Raw genomic sequence first — 16488 nt, forward strand, 5'->3', positions numbered from 1 at the left:
ACCGGCTCGCGCCGATCGGGCGCACTTGCTCGCGCCGACCGGCCGCACTGTCTCGTATTGAGACACCCGGCTTCCCGTCCCCGGCTACATGATCTTGAACAGCCGGTGCCTGTTCTCATTCCCTGGAGCGTTTCCCGTGCACACCGTCGAGCCCGATGTCGTGACCGACGTGCTCATCGTCGGCAGTGGCCCCGCCGGCGCCTCCGCCGCACTCGCGCTGAGCACCTACGGCGTGCCGAACATCGTCGTCACCCGCTATGCGCGCCTCGCCGACACGCCCCGCGCGCACATCACCAACCAGCGGACGATGGAGGTCCTGCGCGACCTCGGCGTCGAGGACGAGGTGATCGCCAAGGCGACCCCGCAGCACCTCATGGGCAACACGACCTTCTGCACCAGCCTGGCCGGCGAGGAGCTCGGCCGGGTCCGCTCCTGGGGCAACGACCCGGTCGTCCAGGCCGCGCACGACCTCGCCAGCCCCACCCGCATGTGCGACATGCCCCAGCACCTCATGGAGCCCGTACTCGTCGACGCCGCCGTCGCGCGCGGCACGCAGCTGCGCTTCAGCACGGTCTACAAGTCCTTCGTCCAGGACGACTCCGGTGTGACCGTCACCGTCGAGGACCGCCTGCGCGGCGACGAGTACACCATCCGCGCCAAGTACCTGATCGGTGCCGACGGCGGCCGCAGCCAGGTCGCCGAGGATGCCGGGCTGCCGATGGGCGGCCAGATGGGCGTGGCCGGCAGCATCAACATCGTCTTCGACGCGGACCTCGGCAAGTACACCGCCCACCGCCCGTCCACCCTGTACTGGGTGCTCGCCCCCGGCGCCACCGTCGGCGGCATCGGCGCGGGCCTGGTGCGCTGCGTGCGGCCCTGGAACGAGTGGCTGATCGTGTGGGGTTACGACGTCACCGCCGGCGCCCCCGACCTGACCACCGAGTACGCCGAGTCGATCGTCCGCCAGCTGATCGGCGACGACGACATCCCCGTGACCGTCAAGTCGTCCTCGGCCTGGACCGTCAACGAGATGTACGCCGAGACCTACTCCAACGGCCGCGTCTTCTGCGCGGGCGACGCCACGCACCGCCACCCGCCGTCCAACGGCCTCGGCTCCAACACCTCCATCCAGGACTCCTACAACCTGGCCTGGAAGCTCAAGCTCGTCCTCGACGGCACCGCCTCCCCGAAGCTGCTGGACACCTACACCGCCGAACGAGCCCCGATCGGGCGGCAGATCGTCACCCGCGCCAACAAGTCCATCGGCGAGACCGCCCCCATCTTCGAGGCCCTCGACGGCCTCTCCCCGCAGACCCCCGAGCAGCTGTGGGCCAACATCGCCGCCCGCAAGGACGACAGCGAGGCCGCCCAGAAGCAGCGCGCGAAGCTGCGCGAGGCGATCGCCTTCAAGGAGTACGAGTTCAACGCGCACGGCGTCGACCTCAACCAGCGCTATTCCGCCGAGAGTTCCACCGCGATCGTCCCCGACGGCACCCCCGACCCAGGCTTCGACCGCGACCCCGAGCTGTACCACCAGCCCTCCTCCCGCCCCGGCGCCAAACTCCCGCACGCCTGGATCACCGCGGGCACCCGCACCCTCTCCACCCTCGACACCGTGGGCCAGGGCCGCTTCACCCTCATCACCGGTATCGGCGGGGCGAGTTGGCTGCGGGCGGCCGAGGCCCAGGACCTCGACATCGCCACGGTGGTCATCGGCCCCGGCCAGGAGTACGACGACCCGTACGGCGACTGGGCGCGGCTGAGCGAGGTGGCCGACGGGGGAGCCCTGCTCGTACGCCCGGACGGTTACGTCGCCTTCCGGTACCCGACGGCCGCCGAGGACGCCGAACCGATCCTGGCCGACGCGGTGCGGCGGATCCTCGGGCACGCCTGACCGGAAGGACCGCCCGGACATGACCACCGACCTCACCGAGGCCGTCGTCGACAGCCTCAAGGGCACGACCGACCCGCGCCTGCGCGAACTGCTCGCCTCCCTCACCCGCCGTCCGCACGCCTTCGTCCGCGAGACCGAGCCGACGATGGCCGAGTGGGAGCGGGCGATCGACTTCCTGACGGCGACCGGGCAGACCTGCACCGACACCCGGCAGGAGTTCGTACTCCTCTCGGACGTCCTCGGCGGTGAACCCTGCGTGGTCAGCGGGCGGGTCCTCTCCCTGGACGGCACCCCGCTGCCGGGCCGGCACGCCTACCGCCCGGCCCACATCCACTTCATCGCCTCGGCCGAAGGGCACGCACCGGTCACCACGCACATCTTCGTCGCGGGCAGCGAACACCTCGACTCGGACGCCGTGTTCGCGGTGAAGGAGAGCCTGGTGCAGGACTTCGCCGAGACCGACGACCCGTCCCTGGCACGGGAGTTCGGCGTGCCGAACCCGTTCCGGCACGCGCGCTTGGACCTCGTGCTCAACCCGGTCCGGTCATGAGGGAGTTCGTGCACGAGACCCGGCCCATGCGGGTCGTTCTGCGGCCCGGCGCCGCCACGACCGCCACGCCCGAGGAGGTCCAACGCCTCGGCCTGCGCCGGGTGTTGGTGGTCGGCGGGCCCCGGGGTGCGGACACCGCCCGGTCCGTCGCGGACGCGCTGGGCGGTGCGTGCGTCGGGGTGCATGCCGAGGCCCGTATGCACGTACCCGTGGAGGTCGCCGAGCGGGCCGTCGAGGTCGCGCGCTCCCTGGGCGCCGACGGATGCGTGGCCGTGGGCGGCGGTTCCGCGATCGGGCTCGGCAAGATGCTCGCCCTGCGGGCGGAGCTGCCGTTGATCGCCGTGCCCTCCACCTACTCCGGCTCCGAGATGACGCCCGTGTGGGGCCTCACCGAGAACGGCGCCAAGCGCACCGGCCGCGACCCGTCCGTGCTGCCGCGCAGTGTCGTCTACGACCCCGAGCTCACCTTCTCCCTCCCGGTCGGCCTCTCCGTCACCAGTGGCATCAACGCCGTGGCACACGCGGCCGAGGCCCTGTACGCGCCGGACGTCTCACCGCTGATCGCGCTGACCGCGGAGGAAGGCGTACGGGCCATGACGTGTGCCCTGCCCGAACTGGCCGCCGACCCGCGGGGGTTGGAGGCCCGGGGCCGTGCCCTTTATGGAGCCTGGCTGTGCGGTGCGGCGCGCGGCGCGACCACCATGGGCCTGCACCACAAGCTCTGCCATGTCCTCGGCGGGACCTTCGGGCTCCCGCACGCCGACACCCACACCGTCGTCCTGCCGTACGCCCTCGCCCACAACGCGCCCGCCGCACCCGAGGCCATGGCGGCGCTCGGCCGGGCCCTCGACACCGACGACGTCCCGGGTGCCCTGTGGGATCTCGCCCGCAACCTGGGTGCGCCCGGCTCCCTGGCCGAACTCGGCCTGAACGAAGCCGACTTGGCGGCGGCGGCCCGCGAGGCGACCAAGCAGACGTACCCCAACCCGCGGCCGGTCGCCACGGAGGGCGTACTCGACGTACTGAAGGCCGCCCACCTGGGCCACCGGCCGCACACGAAGTACTGACCGACGAAACGGAAAGGTGAACACCATGCCCCTCGGACTGCTCCGGCGGCGCCTCAGGAATGCCCCCGGAAGCGCCGCGGGCCTCACGCTCCCCGTCCCGGCCGGCGCGGGCGTCGTCGTCCGCGAGGTCCTGGACCCGGTGAACCAGCCCCTGGGCGGCGCCGACGTCACGGTGACGGAACTGCGCAGCCACCAGGTCTCGGCACGCGGCACCACGGACCCCTACGGCCTCTTCATGGCCGTACTGCCGCCCGGCGGCTACAGCCTGATGGTCGTGGCCGAGGGGCTGGAGCCGCACCGCGAGACCATCGAGGTCGTCGCCGGCGCCGGTGCCGCCCCGCAGCGCGTATGGCTCCAGCCGGGCCGGCAGGCCGACCTCCCGGTCCCCGGCACCTGGCTCTTCGACCCGCCGCACACCGCGATCCGCTTCATCGCCAAGCACGTCGGCATGGCCAACGTCCACGGCCGCTTCGAACGCTTCGAGGGCGGTATCCAGGTCATGCGGGAGGTCGCCGACTCCCGGGTCCATGTGCGCATCGACGCGTCCAGCATCACCACGGGCAACAACACCCGTGACGCCCACCTGCGGTCCGCCGACTTCCTCGACGTCGAGCACTTCCCGTACATCGACTTCAGGAGCACCCGCTTCGCCTACCGCGGCGGCAGCAAGTGGTCCCTCAACGGCACCCTGACCATGCACGGAGTGAGCCGGTCGGTGTCCCTGGACACCACCTACCTGGGCATGGTGAACGGCGGCTACGGGGAGGAGCTGCGCTGCGCCGCCCTAGCGAAGGCCGAGCTGCACCGCGAGGACTACACCTTGAACTGGAGGTCCATGCTGGCGCGCGGTATCGCGGTGGTCGGTCCGACGGTCCAGCTGGAGCTGGACGTCCAGGCGATGTACCGCACCCACGACACCCCCACGCCCCCGGAGTAGGGGCGTTCCCCATCCTTGACCCCCGGTCTGCCCTCCACGATGCTGTGTTGCGGCACGTGCTCTGCGTGCCGTAATGAGCAACATCGGACTCAGGTCTCGTACCGGTCGAGGAGTGGCCATGTCTCATCAGGTCCGCGCTGTCGTCGCACGCGCGAAGGGCGCCCCCGTCAGCCTGGAAACGATCATCGTGCCCGACCCCGGCCCGGGTGAGGCCCTGGTCAAGGTCGAGGCCTGCGGGGTCTGCCACACCGACCTGCACTACCGCGAGGGCGGCATCAACGACGACTTCCCCTTCCTGCTGGGGCACGAGGCCGCGGGCGTCGTGGAGGCGGTGGGAGAGGGGGTCACGGACGTCGCGCCCGGTGACTTCGTGATCCTCAACTGGCGTGCGGTGTGCGGCCAGTGCCGGGCCTGTCTGCGCGGGCGGCCCTGGTACTGCTTCGACACGCACAACGCCAAGCAGAAGATGACCCTGCTGGACGGCACCGAGCTCTCGCCGGCGCTGGGCATCGGAGCCTTCGCCGAGAAGACGCTGGTGGCGGCCGGGCAGTGCACCAAGGTGGACCGGGCCGCCTCGCCGGCCGCGGCCGGTCTGCTGGGCTGCGGTGTGATGGCGGGCATCGGCGCCGCGATCAACACCGGCAACGTCGGCCGCGGCGACTCGGTCGCCGTCATCGGCTGCGGTGGCGTCGGCGACGCGGCGATCGTCGGGTCGAGCCTCGCGGGCGCGGCGAAGATCATCGCCGTCGACATCGACGACCGCAAGCTCGCCACCGCCCAGAAGCTGGGCGCCACCCACACCGTGAACTCGCGCGAGGGCGACCCGGTGGAGGCGATCCGCGAGCTGACCGGCGGGTTCGGCGCCGACGTCGTCATCGAGGCGGTCGGCCGCCCGGAGACGTACCAGCAGGCCTTCTACGCCCGCGACCTCGCCGGCACGGTCGTCCTCGTCGGTGTGCCGACGCCGGAGATGAAGCTGGAGCTGCCGCTGCTGGACGTCTTCGGGCGGGGCGGCTCGCTGAAGTCGTCCTGGTACGGCGACTGCCTGCCCTCCCGCGACTTCCCGATGCTCATCGACCTCTATCTCCAGGGCCGCCTCGACCTGGACGCCTTCGTGACCGAGACCATCGCCCTCGACGAGGTCGAGAAGGCCTTCGAGCGGATGCACGGCGGCGACGTGCTGCGCTCGGTGGTGGTCTTCTGATGGGCGCCCGTATCGAACGCCTGGTGACCTCGGGGACCTTCTCGCTGGACGGCGGGACCTGGGACGTCGACAACAACGTGTGGATCGTCGGCGACGACCACGAGGTGATCGTGATCGACGCGGCCCATGACGCCGAGGCCATCGCCGAGGCGGTGGGCGGGCGGCGCGTGAGGGCCATCGTGTGCACCCACGCGCACAACGACCACATCGACGCCGCGCCCGAACTCGCCGAGCGGGTCGGCGCCCCGGTGCTGCTCCACCCCGACGACCAGCAGCTGTGGAAGCAGACCCACCCCGACCGGGCACCCGACGCCGAACTGGCCGACGGGCAGATCCTGGTCGTGGCGGGAGTCGAACTGTCCGTACTGCACACGCCCGGCCACGCCCCGGGCGCGGTCTGCCTGTACGCGCCCGCCCTCTCCGCGCTCTTCAGCGGCGACACGCTCTTCTCGGGCGGACCGGGGGCCACGGGAAGGTCGTACAGCCACTTCCCGACCATCATCGAGTCCATCCGGGAACGGCTGCTGACCCTGCCCGGCGCCACCGTCGTGCACACCGGTCACGGGGACACGACGACCATCGGCGCCGAGGCGCCAGGGCTCCCGGACTGGATCGCACGCGGTCACTGACCGCCCGACCTGCACAAAGGCACCGATTCCGGTGCCGACCCCTGCCTTCGTTGTGTTGCTTATAGCGATGTTCGTTGCGTGAAGAGCAACGATCGGCAGGGGTCATCCGAGCCTCGGAACTCCTTGACAAGGGTTCTGGGCCGACCTCAGACTGATGTTGCGCTTACCGCAATCCGTTTCGCTATACGCACCGAGGTGTCATGATGATTCCCGCGTGCCGTCTCGCAGATCTCCCGCGAGGCGAGGCCATCCGGCTCGACATCGATCCGCCGGTCTCGGTGTTCCACACCGACGACGGCGAGGTCTTCGCCATCGACGACACCTGCACCCACCAGGACGCGTCGCTCGCCGACGGCTGGCTGGAGGGCTGTGAGGTGGAATGCCCGCTGCACGCCTCGAAGTTCGACCTGCGCACCGGCGCCGTGGACGCCCCGCCGGCCAAGCTGCCGGTGCGGACCCACGAGGTCGTGATCGAGGACGGGACGATCTACGTGCAGGTGTCCACGGACGCGCCCAACCTGCCCCCCTGCGTCGCCTCCCGGCTGGCCGGAGGTCCCGCGTGAGGACCGTGGCCGTGGTGGGCGCGTCGCTGGCGGGACTGTCGGCGGCGCGGTCACTGCGCAAGCAGGGTTACGACGGCCGGCTCGTCGTCATCGGCGACGAACCGCACCGCCCGTACGACCGGCCGCCGCTGTCCAAGGAGTTCCTGGCCGGCACGCTCGGCGAGGCGGACCTGGTGCTGGAGTCGGACGGCGAGGACCTCGGCGCGGAGTGGCTGCTCGGCGCCCGCGCCACCGGCCTCGACCGCGCCGACCGCAGCGTCCGCCTCGCCGACGGGCGGGAGGTGCGTGCCGACGGCGTCGTCATCGCGACCGGCGCCGCGGCGCGCACCCTGCCCGGCTCCGCGGGCCTGGCCGGAGTGCACACCCTGCGCACCCTGGACGACGCCCGCGCCCTGCGCGACGAACTGGCCCGCGGCGGACGGCTGGTGGTGATCGGCGGCGGCTTCATCGGCGCCGAGGTCGCCTCCACCGCGTACGCCCTCGGGCTCGACGCGACGGTCGTCGAGGCGGCCCCGACCCCGCTCGCCGGCCCCCTGGGCGAGACCATGGGCGCCGTCGTCTCCGGCCTCCACGCCGACCACGGCGTACGGCTGCTGTGCGGTGTCGGCGTCAAGGGGCTCGGCGGGGAGACCCGCGTGGACTCCGTCCTGCTGGAGGACGGCCGGACGATCCCCGCCGACATCGTGGTGGTCGGCGTGGGCGCGCGGCCGTGCGTCGAGTGGCTGGAGGGCTCCGGCGTCGAGCTCGACAACGGCGTGAAGTGCGGCGCCGACGGCCGTACCAGCCTGGCCGGTGTGGTCGCGGTCGGCGACTGCGCCAACTGGTACGACCCCCGGGCCGGCCTGCACCGGCGCGTGGAGCACTGGACCGGCGCCCGTGAGCGGCCCGACGCCGCGATCGCCACCCTGCTGGCCGGCGGCGCGGTGGAACCGGGTGTGCCCCGGCCGCCGTACTTCTGGTCCGACCAGTACGGCGTGAAGATCCAGTTCGCCGGTCACGCGGCCGGCGCCGACAGCGTGACCGTCGAGGAGGGCACCGCGGACGACCGCGACGTCCTCGCCGTGTACCGGCGCGCCGGCCGGCCGGTCGCCGTGCTCGGGATGAACCAGCCCCGCTTGTTCATGCGCTGGCGCAAGCAGCTCGCCGCCGTGACGTCCTGACCCTGTTCCTGATCCCTCCCCGACGTTCCCGAGGAGTGCACCGTGACCTCGACCAGCCTGCCGGACAGCCTGATCGCCACCCTCCCCGGCTCCTCCTACACGGATCCCGGCATCTTCGCCCAGGAGCAGGAGCGCATATTCGAGACCATGTGGTTCTGCGCCGTGCGCTCCTCCGAGCTGGCCAAACCCGGCGCCTTCCGCACGGTCGACGTGGGCCGCGAGTCCATCCTCATCACCCGGGCGAGGGACAACGGCATCCGCGCCTACTTCAACGTCTGCCGGCACCGTGGCGCCAAGCTGTGCACCGAGGAGAGCGGCGAGGTCAAGCGCGCCTTCCAATGCCCGTACCACGCCTGGACCTACGGCCTGGACGGCAAGCTGGTCGCCGCGCCGAACCTGACCAAGATGCCCGACGTCGGCCGCACCGAGTACGGCCTCGCGAGCGTCGCCGTGCGCGAATGGCTCGGCTATGTGTGGGTGTGCCTGGCGGAGAACCCGCCCTCCTTCGAGGAGGACGTGATCGGCGCGGTCGTCGAACGCCTCGGCGACGTCGAGTCGATCGACCACTACGACATCGACAACCTCTCCGTCGGCAAGCGGATCGTCTACGACGTGCAGGCCAACTGGAAGCTCATCATCGAGAACTTCATGGAGTGCTACCACTGCGCCACCATCCACCCCGAACTGACCGAGGTGCTCCCGGAGTTCGCCGACGGCTACGCGGCCCAGTACTACGTCGGCCACGGCGCCGAGTTCGGCGAGGAGGTCCAGGGCTTCACCGTCGACGGCAGCGAGGGCCTCGACCGCATCCCGGGCGTCGCGGAGGACCAGGACCGCCGCTACTACGCGATCACCGTCAAACCGCAGGTGTTCATCAACCTCGTGCCCGACCACGTCATCTTCCACCGCATGTACCCGGTGGCCGTCGACCGCACGATCGTCGAGTGCGACTGGCTGTACCTCCCGCACGTCGTCGAGAGCGGCAAGGACGTGAGCCGGTCCGTGGAGCTCTTCGACCGGGTCAACCGGCAGGACTTCGAGGCATGCGAGCGCACCCAGCCCGGCATGAGCTCCCGTATGTACGCCAAGGGCGGCGTGCTGGTGCCCAGCGAGCACCACATCGGTGCCTTCCACGACTGGGTGAACGAGCGCCTGGGCATCGCCCAGGGATGACTCAGCCCAGGTAGCCCATGCGGTGGCTGATCTCCTCGGCGCCCTTCAGTAGCACCGGGGCGAGCTCGTGCAGCCGCTCCTCGGTGAAGCGGTACGAGGGTCCGGAGGCACTCAGCGCGGCGACGACCTCGCCGTCCTGGTTGCGGACCGGGGCGGCCATCGCGTGCAGGCCGATCTCCAGCTCCTCCAGGGTGAAGGCGTAACCCTTCTCCAGCGCCTCGGCGAGGTTCTTCTCCAGCTTCGTCTTCGCCGTGATGGTGTGCGGGGTGACCTTCTTCAGGCCGGCCTCCGACAGCAGCGCGGTGCGGTCCTTGGCGGGCAGATGCGCCAGCAGGATCTTGCCGCTGGACGTCGCGTGCAACGGGGTCAGCTCACCGACCCAGTTGTGCGCGGCCACTGCCGCCGGGCCGCGCACCTGGTACAGGTTGATCGCGAAGTGCTCCTGCATCACAGCGATGTTGATCGTCTCGCCGATCTCCTCGGCGAGACGCTCGCAGACCGGCCGGCCCTGCTGTGTGATGTCCAGGCGTCCGGTGACGGCGCCGGCCAGGCGCACGATGCCGAAGCCGAGCCGGTACTTGCCGCGCTCGCCCGCCTGCTCCACCAGCCCGCGCGCCTCCAGGGCGCCGAGCAGCCGGAACGCGGTCGACTTGTGAACATCGATCTCGGCGGCCACCTCACTGACGCCGGCCTCGCCACGGTGGGCCAGGATCTCGAGGACGCTGATGGCTCGGTCGACCGACTGCACCCCGCCGGCCTGCGAATTTGACGTTTCGGTGTCTTGGCTGTGGTTGCTCACAACGAAACTATACGCGTAGTACGGTACAAGCTGTTTACCCTCGCGACTCTGACCAGGGCTTTTCTGTGGATACGTGTTGGTTGCGGGCCCGGAATGCGCACAGCGTCTACCTGGGACCTCCCGGGTGTGGCTTCTCGGGTCAGACACCCGCGGGTTCGGTGTGGCCGACGTCCTCGTGGGCGCGACGCGCCTCGAAGGACGCGAAGATGCACGAGGTGCCGTGGACAAGGCTGAACAGGCCGAAGACGGTGGCCAGCGAGACCGCGCCGACATCCGGGCGGACGAACAGTACGAAGGCCAGCGCAACGGACACCAGTCCGTTCAGCACGAACCGGGCCCGTTCCCCCGCCTTCTCCCCGCGCTGGAAGGCCAGGGCGATCTCCATGACACCGGTCACCAGCGCCCACGCGCCGATCCAGAGGGTGAGTGCGAGGGCCGTGATGCCGGGCCAGGCCAGTGCGCCGATGGCCGCCGCGATCGACAGCAGGGCGAGCAGCAGCCATCCCAGGACCGGGCCGACCCGGTCGCTGCTGAAGGCCCGTGAGCCGTCCATGGCCGCGGCGATGAACGCGTAGAAGGCGAAGAGGATGGCGAAGGCGCCGATGGTGATGCCCGGCCAAGCGACGCTGACCACTCCGACAACGACGGCCAGCAGACCGCGCCAGAGCAGTGTGTTGGGCGAACTGAGCATGTTGACCTTCCACAGGTGAGGGTGTCGCTTCGTGCCGCGCAGGAAGCGAAGATGTGTGGTGATGCCCGCGACCAGTCCCCAGGGCGGGACCGCCTCAGTGAAGGACGCGCTCGGCCTCTTCTCGGCGCGTCCGCATCTGCGAGATGTACGCCTCGTAGTCCGCGGCCTTCCGCTGGAACCGTGTCGCGGTGGCCGGATGCGTGTAGATCATGAACCGCTCCTCGCGGACGGCCTCCGGGCAGATCACCGAGACGCGGATCCCCCGGCCCCGATGCCGAGGCCGTGTTCAGGAGATGGCCCTCGCCTTGGGGTCCATCTTCGGGCCGATTCCGGCGTTGGAGCAGAAGAGGTCGATACGGCCCTCGTGGGCGAGGACATCGCCCACGAGCTGCTCGATGTCGGCTTCCCTGCTCACGTCGGCCGGCACGAACCGGGCTCCTACGGCGTCGGCCTTGGCCTCTCCTGCCGGGGAGAGGTCGGAGACGACCACGCGGGCGCCCTCGGCGATGAAGCGGGCCGCCAGGCCGAGTCCGATGCCACCGGCACCGCCGGTCACGACGACCGTCCTGTCCTGCATGTCCACTGGGTCCTCTTTCGTTTTCGTTCTCGCGCCGTTCTCGTCACCAGCGGCCGGCGGCCAGATACTCCAGGCCGCTGACGCTGGGCAGGAAGACGTGTTCACCGCCCTTGGTGACGACGAACGCAGGCAGCCCGCGCAGGTGGCGGCGCACCGGCTTGGCCGGGTACGTGTAGTCGCCGTCGGCGATGTGGTTTCCGGCGATCGGGTCCTGGTTCGTCCCCGCGGAGATGAAGTCCCCGTCGTTGACCCACTGCGACTGGACGAACTCGAACTGGCGGCCGGGGTTGGCGTTGGCGAAGGCCAGCACCAGCCCGCGGTCGACACCGTCGTCCTCCATGACGCCCTCGGGGAGCATCGGCCCGTAGACCGCGCCGCGCCGCAGCAGCCGGTGCAGCCGGACATCGACGATGGTGTCCTGGAGGGCGTCACGCGGGTTGACTCGGCGGATGTGGGACGAGGCGGGCGTCTTCAGACCGCGGGGATCGTCGTCGTAGTAGGCGAAGTCGTTGAGCCGCTCGTGCTCGAAGGAAACGTCCTTGTCGGGTGAGAGGGCCAGCGGGCAGCCACTGCGCCAGCGGCCGACCATCTTCGCGGCGAGCAGCTCCTGGCCGTACTCGTCGTCCGCGTGGGTGTGCAGGAAGCGCCGGAACTCGGCGACCTTCTGGTGCAGTTTGCGGATCGAGAGGTACGTGCCGTTGCGCCACAACGTTTCCGGGCCCGGACCGGTCGCGACCTTGCCCAGTTCGTCGACGTAGCCGAGGACGAACTCACCAGCCTTGGCGCGGACTTGGCCGGGTGCCGGTTCGCCGCCCTGGCCCTCGATGTAGGGGCGGCTGATGCCGTCGGCGAAGCCGAAGTGCTCGCGCAGGTTCTCCGGGGGGCGGATGTCGAGCCGGGCGACCCGCCGGATGCCGGGCAGGTCGGCGTGCGCGGACTGCCCGATGGCGAACTTGGCGGCGAAGGAGGCGTCGTCGGGAGCCATCAGCACCAGGCCGATGTGGAACGCGCCGCGTTCGGGCAGGTCCCAGTGGGCCGGGTCGCTCTCGCCGATGTCGCCCAGGAACTCGTTGCGGGTGCGCATCGGTTCGCGGAACTCTCGTGGGAACCCGTCCAGGATGTCCTGCGGCACCCCGATGCCGGCCAGGCCCTCATGGGTGAGGACGACATTGAGCCAGGCGTCCTCGGTGGGGTGTTCCCAGCCGGCCGCCGTGGTCACGTACGGCAGGAGCCGGCTCAGCATGGTGCGGCCCTGGGCGGCGTCGCCGACTTCGTAGAGCAGGTAGGCGCCGACGTAGGGCATGGGCCGCTCACGGAGGATGGTGCCCTGGATCTGGTCGAGATCCAGGGCACCGGTGCCATCAGTTGGCAGCATCGAGGACCTCGGAGAGAGCGTCGCTCAGCCGGGACATCCTCTTCACGTCGTGGACGGTCTTGTCCGGGGTGGCGTGGAAGTAGAGGTCCGCCGAGTAGGAGCGGGAGATCACCAGCTCCGGGGTGCCGGGGTCGTTGTAGCCGTTGTAGCCCTCGACGATGTCCCCGAAGATCTCGTCGAGCCAGGGGTGGGCCCGGCCGATGTCGGCGAGGTAGGGCAGGAAGTCCCCGTCGTAGACGAGCGTGATCAGCATCCGGGTGTCGTTGTCGAACAGCAGGATGCGGAAGTTGTCGACGGTGCCGACGATCGGCTCCCAGTATCCGGCCTTGGCCTGGATGTCCGCCTGTCGCTCCCTGAAGATCTTGCCGCCCTCCGGCGTCAGCGGCGTGATGATCGTGAGCTCGCCCTTCTTGCCTATTCGCTTGCCGGGGCCGTCGGGCTGGTCCGTGATGTCCTGGGCGTGGGCGGTGAGTTCGGCTTCGGTGACCGTCACAGCGGGTTCCCTTTCACTCGTATTCATAGGTACTTGTTGGGACTCGTGGTTATTCGTAGTGCTTGGCGAACGGGCAGGAGTGCCAGCCGCCGGTCCGGTAGGCCGCGGAGACCTCGTACACGCCACGGCGGGCGTGCAGGATCGGGTCGTCGTGGAGTTCGATGCCGTCCGTGACCTTGGTCGGGTCGTGGTTCATCTCCGGGTCACCGAGTTCTTCGAGGGTGACGGGAGCGGTGATCTCCAGCGTGCCGATGGTGACGCGCTCCCTGTCGGCCGGCCACAGCGCCGTCGGGTCGTCCAACGGGTCGCCGTCCTGGCCGATTTCGAGGACGAGGTCGAAGCCGACCGGGCCGCTGTTCAGCCGCTCGTCGAACTCGTCCAGGAGTACCTCGCGGTCCATCGCGGCCAGTTCCTCGACCGGGCGGCCCTCGACGCCCGCCCGGGGGATCCAGTGGCACCGCACGTTTGTGGCCACGTCGCCGGCGTTGACGTAGCGGAAGACGTGCACGGCGTGGAACTCGCTGTGCGCGAAGCTGGTGGGGGCCAGAGAGGCGGCGCGCATCTGCAGCACGTTCGCGACCTCGGGGTGCTCCTTGAGGAAGGGCAGCAGGGCCGCCTTGTTCAGGGTGCCGCCGGGTTCCTCGGGTCCGGCCAGGGCGATGGCGGCGAGCAGGTCCTCGGGGCTGCGTGCCGGGAACAGGAGCTGGCTGAGCATCACCAGGTTGGTCGTACGGCCGTTGGGCAGGTAGAAGCGGGTGGCCATGCCGACGGTCGCGCCGAACGGGGCGTCCGGCCTGCCGCCGCCCTTGGAGAAGCGCACCGTGGCAGGGGCGGGGGCGCCCTGCAGATGGGCGGCGCGGGTGTACGTCCGGGCGATCGGCAGGGCGCGGAAACTTCCCCGGTAGATCCGGCCGTCGGCGTGCAGGGCCCGGTAGCCGGGGTGGAAGCCGAAGACCTCGTGGGCGCCCTGGACCAGGGCCTCCGCATGTTCGTACTGGCTGATCTGGGCCATGGATACCTTCCGGTGTCGGCGGGGACTGCCCACATCGTGGGGGTCCGCAGGCACGGCTGGGATCCGTCAAATGACGATGTCTGGCGGTGTACGTCGCTGTCCGTCGCTCAGGACCGGGCCGGGTGGACAGCCGTCGAATGACAGAGGCCCGGGCCGACCGTCTCCGGGAGGATGGAAGCAGTCTCCCGGCGTCGCCCAGGGAGTGGATCAGCGCGTCGTCAGCGCGTGTGCGACCGCGCTCGGAACTCGCGTGGAGTCATGCCGTACGTCTCCTTGAACAGCCGGCCGAAGCGGGAGGCGTCCAGGAAGCCCCACCGGCGGGCTACGGCGGCAATCGTGTCGCCGCCCGCCGACTGCCGGGCGAGATCGCCGCGTGCCCCTTCGAGGCGGTGCCGGCGGATCCACTCGCCCGGGCTGACGCCCTCTCGCGCCAGTACGGTGTAGAGCTGGCGTACGGAGATGTGATGCGCCTTGGCGACGGAGCTCGGGGTCAGGTCGGGCTCGGCGAGATGGCGTCGCAGGTACTCCACGATGCGCGTGCCCAGGGTCGCCTCGCGCGCCGCACGCTCCGCCACGTGGACATCGCAGGCACTGGCTATCACCGCACGGACCATTTCCAGGGTGGTCGCGGCCAACTGGTCCGGCACCGGGCCGACATGGAGCGTGCTGCTGGCCGCGAGGCTGGAGAAGTAGGACCAGGCAACCGAGGCCACCGGGTCGTCGGCGCCGAGCGGGCGGGCGGTGACATCGCCGACCACGGCGTCCGGCAGCCCCAGCTCCGCGATGGGCACCCGGAAGAAGTGCGTGTCCACCCCGCTGTCGAAGAGCAGGGTGTACGGGCGCCTGGTGTCGTACAGCGCCAGTGTTCCCGGCTGGACGGTGACGGCCCGGCCGTCCTGGACCACACCACTCGTCCCGGCCCGCTGCACGCTGATGAACAGACAGGGCTCCCAGTCCGCCGAGGCCAGTCGTGGGGTGCGCTCGACCGTCGCCGGATTGGCCCGCACCGTGCTGAGCTGGATGCGGCCCACGTCCATGAGGGACACGTCGCAGAAGACATCCTCCGGGCGCTCCGGCAGGGCGATCCGCACGGGCACGACCTGGCCCTGGATCGTCTCTCGGATCGCCTCGGCCCGCTCGCCGACGGCGTATGCCTCGGTGCTCCACAAGGTCTTCATACGGTGTGCGAGTTTATCCGGTCATCACGTCGGGAGGCCTTGGTGAATCACGGCCGGGCCTCTCCCGGCCGCCAGGGAGGCGGTCACTGTGCACAGGACGCCCACAACCCTGCACGGAAGGCCGATTGCGACAGCGCCGCCGGCGCTTATCGTCGGCCATGACTGTACGACCGGCGCAGGGGAACCGACGATGACGGTTGTCGATTTCGACGTCCAGGAGCTGGCCCCCGCCGACCGGGCCGAGGCGATCCGTGACACGGTGGGCCCCTCGGTCCTGTGGGTCGAGGTCGACCACCACGAGGATCCGGACGCGATCGCCGCCAGAGGCACGATCCGCCGGACCGGCCGCCTCACCTTGTTCTCGGCCCGCACCACCCCCCTCACGATCCGACGCACGCCTCGACAGGCACGGGACGACTCCGAGCCGATGCTGGTCGTCGCACTGCAGCGGTCGGGCTCCGCCACCGTCGTCCAGGGCGAACGGCAGGCGATCCTGCGACCGGGCGAGTTACTGGCGGTGGACACCTCGCGTCCCTTCACCGCCGTCAACGCGGAGGGAACCCACCATCACTTCTTCTCCGTGCCCCGTGCTCATCTCGCCCTGCCCGAGCGTGTGATCGGACTGGCGACGGCGATCCGCTTCGGGCCCGACAACCCCGTGGCCGATCTGGCAGCGGCCTGTCTGACACGGCTGGCGGCCGCACCCGCACAGCTCGAGAACCCCGGCGCGGACATGGTCGAGCGGCCGGTCGTCGAACTGGTCCGAGCCGTCATCACCACTCACCTGGGCGCCGACGACCTGGCACGGGCGCCGCTGGCGCACACGCTGACAGTCCGGATCATGGAATACGCGCGCCGTCATCTTCACGACCGCGACCTCGGTGCGCCACGGATCGCGCGGGAGTTCGGCATCTCGGTACGGCACCTCTACGCGATCCTGGCCCGTTCGGGCATCGAACTGGGCGACTGGATCCGGACCCGCCGCTTGGAAGCCTGCCGGGGCGATCTGGCCAATCCCCGCAACGAGTCGGTGCCGATCGTCTCCATCGCCGCCGGCCGCGGCTTCGGCGATGCCGGTCACTTCGGCCGCGTCTTCAAGGCTGCCTATGGGATGTCCCCTCAGGAATGGCGCCGACTGAGGTTGAGCGGTCCGCCGGACCGTGCCGTCAATCCTCGGAGCTGAGTA

17 protein-coding genes are annotated in these 16488 nt (G+C 70.3%); 10 read left to right on the forward strand and 7 right to left on the reverse strand.

Translation table 11 applies throughout. From position 1 onward, the window contains the following. Positions 1–136: 136 nt before the first annotated feature. From ABZ848_RS03825 to ABZ848_RS03865, 9 genes are all read left to right on the forward strand, one after another. A complete protein-coding gene (locus ABZ848_RS03825; protein ID WP_360824746.1) occupies positions 137–1894 on the forward strand; it encodes an FAD-dependent monooxygenase in 1758 nt (585 codons plus the stop codon). A gap of 19 nt (positions 1895–1913) precedes the next feature. Further along, on the forward strand, positions 1914–2444 hold the full coding sequence (locus ABZ848_RS03830; RefSeq protein WP_360824749.1) for a dioxygenase: 531 nt from the start codon (positions 1914–1916) through the stop codon (positions 2442–2444). Continuing rightward, positions 2441–3511, forward strand: a complete 1071-nt coding sequence (locus ABZ848_RS03835; protein WP_360824752.1) for a maleylacetate reductase — start codon at positions 2441–2443, stop codon at positions 3509–3511. Before ABZ848_RS03830 ends, ABZ848_RS03835 begins: the two co-directional genes overlap by 4 nt. 25 nt (positions 3512–3536) lie before the next feature. Next, positions 3537–4448 (forward strand): YceI family protein, encoded by a 912-nt coding sequence (locus ABZ848_RS03840; RefSeq protein ID WP_360824755.1) that lies wholly within the window; start codon positions 3537–3539, stop codon positions 4446–4448. 118 nt (positions 4449–4566) lie between these two features. Next, positions 4567–5652, forward strand: coding sequence for an S-(hydroxymethyl)mycothiol dehydrogenase (locus ABZ848_RS03845; protein WP_360824758.1), 1086 nt, complete (start codon positions 4567–4569; stop codon positions 5650–5652). Then, entirely contained in the window at positions 5652–6281 is a 630-nt protein-coding gene (locus tag ABZ848_RS03850) for an MBL fold metallo-hydrolase (RefSeq protein ID WP_360824761.1), read from the forward strand. The genes ABZ848_RS03845 and ABZ848_RS03850 overlap by 1 nt, the downstream gene beginning before the upstream one ends. A 200-nt stretch (positions 6282–6481) precedes the next feature. Further along, positions 6482–6844: a bifunctional 3-phenylpropionate/cinnamic acid dioxygenase ferredoxin subunit gene (locus ABZ848_RS03855; protein ID WP_242769059.1), complete on the forward strand. Its 363-nt coding sequence runs from the start codon at positions 6482–6484 to the stop codon at positions 6842–6844. Next, complete coding sequence (locus ABZ848_RS03860) at positions 6841–8004, forward strand: FAD-dependent oxidoreductase (RefSeq protein ID WP_360824765.1); 1164 nt, start codon at positions 6841–6843, stop codon at positions 8002–8004. Before ABZ848_RS03855 ends, ABZ848_RS03860 begins: the two co-directional genes overlap by 4 nt. Positions 8005–8046: 42 nt before the next feature. Then, positions 8047–9177 (forward strand): aromatic ring-hydroxylating dioxygenase subunit alpha, encoded by a 1131-nt coding sequence (locus ABZ848_RS03865; RefSeq protein ID WP_360824768.1) that lies wholly within the window; start codon positions 8047–8049, stop codon positions 9175–9177. Between the two features lies 1 nt (position 9178). Here the strand turns inward: ABZ848_RS03865 and ABZ848_RS03870 are convergent, their stop codons facing one another. From ABZ848_RS03870 to ABZ848_RS03900, 7 genes are all read right to left on the reverse strand, one after another. Next, complete coding sequence (locus ABZ848_RS03870; RefSeq protein ID WP_360824771.1) at positions 9179–9925, reverse strand: IclR family transcriptional regulator; 747 nt, start codon at positions 9923–9925, stop codon at positions 9179–9181. A gap of 190 nt (positions 9926–10115) precedes the next feature. Continuing rightward, on the reverse strand, positions 10116–10667 hold the full coding sequence (locus ABZ848_RS03875; protein ID WP_360824774.1) for a DUF308 domain-containing protein: 552 nt from the start codon (positions 10665–10667) through the stop codon (positions 10116–10118). 286 nt (positions 10668–10953) lie between these two features. Next, positions 10954–11244 carry an SDR family NAD(P)-dependent oxidoreductase gene (locus ABZ848_RS03880; protein ID WP_360824777.1) on the reverse strand — a complete coding sequence of 97 codons (291 nt, stop codon included), beginning with the start codon at positions 11242–11244 and terminating at the stop codon, positions 10954–10956. 43 nt (positions 11245–11287) lie between these two features. Next, positions 11288–12619, reverse strand: a complete 1332-nt coding sequence (locus ABZ848_RS03885; protein WP_360824780.1) for a peroxidase — start codon at positions 12617–12619, stop codon at positions 11288–11290. Beyond that, positions 12606–13112 (reverse strand): hypothetical protein, encoded by a 507-nt coding sequence (locus ABZ848_RS03890; protein ID WP_360824783.1) that lies wholly within the window; start codon positions 13110–13112, stop codon positions 12606–12608. Before ABZ848_RS03890 ends, ABZ848_RS03885 begins: the two co-directional genes overlap by 14 nt. Before the next feature lie 49 nt (positions 13113–13161). Then, the gene (locus ABZ848_RS03895; protein WP_360824786.1) at positions 13162–14124 is read right to left on the reverse strand and encodes a catalase; all 963 of its coding nucleotides are present in this window, start codon (positions 14122–14124) and stop codon (positions 13162–13164) included. A 218-nt stretch (positions 14125–14342) separates the two neighbouring features. Beyond that, the gene (locus ABZ848_RS03900) at positions 14343–15302 is read right to left on the reverse strand and encodes a helix-turn-helix domain-containing protein (protein WP_360824789.1); all 960 of its coding nucleotides are present in this window, start codon (positions 15300–15302) and stop codon (positions 14343–14345) included. Between the two features lie 190 nt (positions 15303–15492). On the opposite strand from ABZ848_RS03900, the gene ABZ848_RS03905 reads away from it, so the two are divergent. Next, positions 15493–16485 (forward strand): helix-turn-helix domain-containing protein, encoded by a 993-nt coding sequence (locus ABZ848_RS03905; protein ID WP_360824792.1) that lies wholly within the window; start codon positions 15493–15495, stop codon positions 16483–16485. Positions 16486–16488 lie beyond the last annotated feature (3 nt).

Source organism: Streptomyces sp. NPDC047081, assembly GCF_040643775.1.
In the GTDB taxonomy this organism is placed as follows: Bacteria; Actinomycetota; Actinomycetes; order Streptomycetales; family Streptomycetaceae; genus Streptomyces.

Bases quoted from the DNA above. Each gene is read 5' to 3' on its own strand.
- ABZ848_RS03830 (WP_360824749.1), top strand. From the start codon at position 1,914: ATGACCACCGACCTCACCGAGGCCGTCGTCGACAGCCTCAAGGGCACG.
- ABZ848_RS03835 (WP_360824752.1), top strand. From the start codon at position 2,441: ATGAGGGAGTTCGTGCACGAGACCCGGCCCATGCGGGTCGTTCTGCGG.
- ABZ848_RS03840 (WP_360824755.1), top strand. From the start codon at position 3,537: ATGCCCCTCGGACTGCTCCGGCGGCGCCTCAGGAATGCCCCCGGAAGC.
- ABZ848_RS03845 (WP_360824758.1), top strand. From the start codon at position 4,567: ATGTCTCATCAGGTCCGCGCTGTCGTCGCACGCGCGAAGGGCGCCCCC.
- ABZ848_RS03850 (WP_360824761.1), top strand. From the start codon at position 5,652: ATGGGCGCCCGTATCGAACGCCTGGTGACCTCGGGGACCTTCTCGCTG.
- ABZ848_RS03855 (WP_242769059.1), top strand. From the start codon at position 6,482: ATGATGATTCCCGCGTGCCGTCTCGCAGATCTCCCGCGAGGCGAGGCC.
- ABZ848_RS03875 (WP_360824774.1), bottom strand. From the start codon at position 10,667: ATGCTCAGTTCGCCCAACACACTGCTCTGGCGCGGTCTGCTGGCCGTC.
- ABZ848_RS03880 (WP_360824777.1), bottom strand. From the start codon at position 11,244: ATGCAGGACAGGACGGTCGTCGTGACCGGCGGTGCCGGTGGCATCGGA.
- ABZ848_RS03885 (WP_360824780.1), bottom strand. From the start codon at position 12,619: ATGCTGCCAACTGATGGCACCGGTGCCCTGGATCTCGACCAGATCCAG.
- ABZ848_RS03895 (WP_360824786.1), bottom strand. From the start codon at position 14,124: ATGGCCCAGATCAGCCAGTACGAACATGCGGAGGCCCTGGTCCAGGGC.
- ABZ848_RS03900 (WP_360824789.1), bottom strand. From the start codon at position 15,302: ATGAAGACCTTGTGGAGCACCGAGGCATACGCCGTCGGCGAGCGGGCC.
- ABZ848_RS03905 (WP_360824792.1), top strand. From the start codon at position 15,493: ATGACGGTTGTCGATTTCGACGTCCAGGAGCTGGCCCCCGCCGACCGG.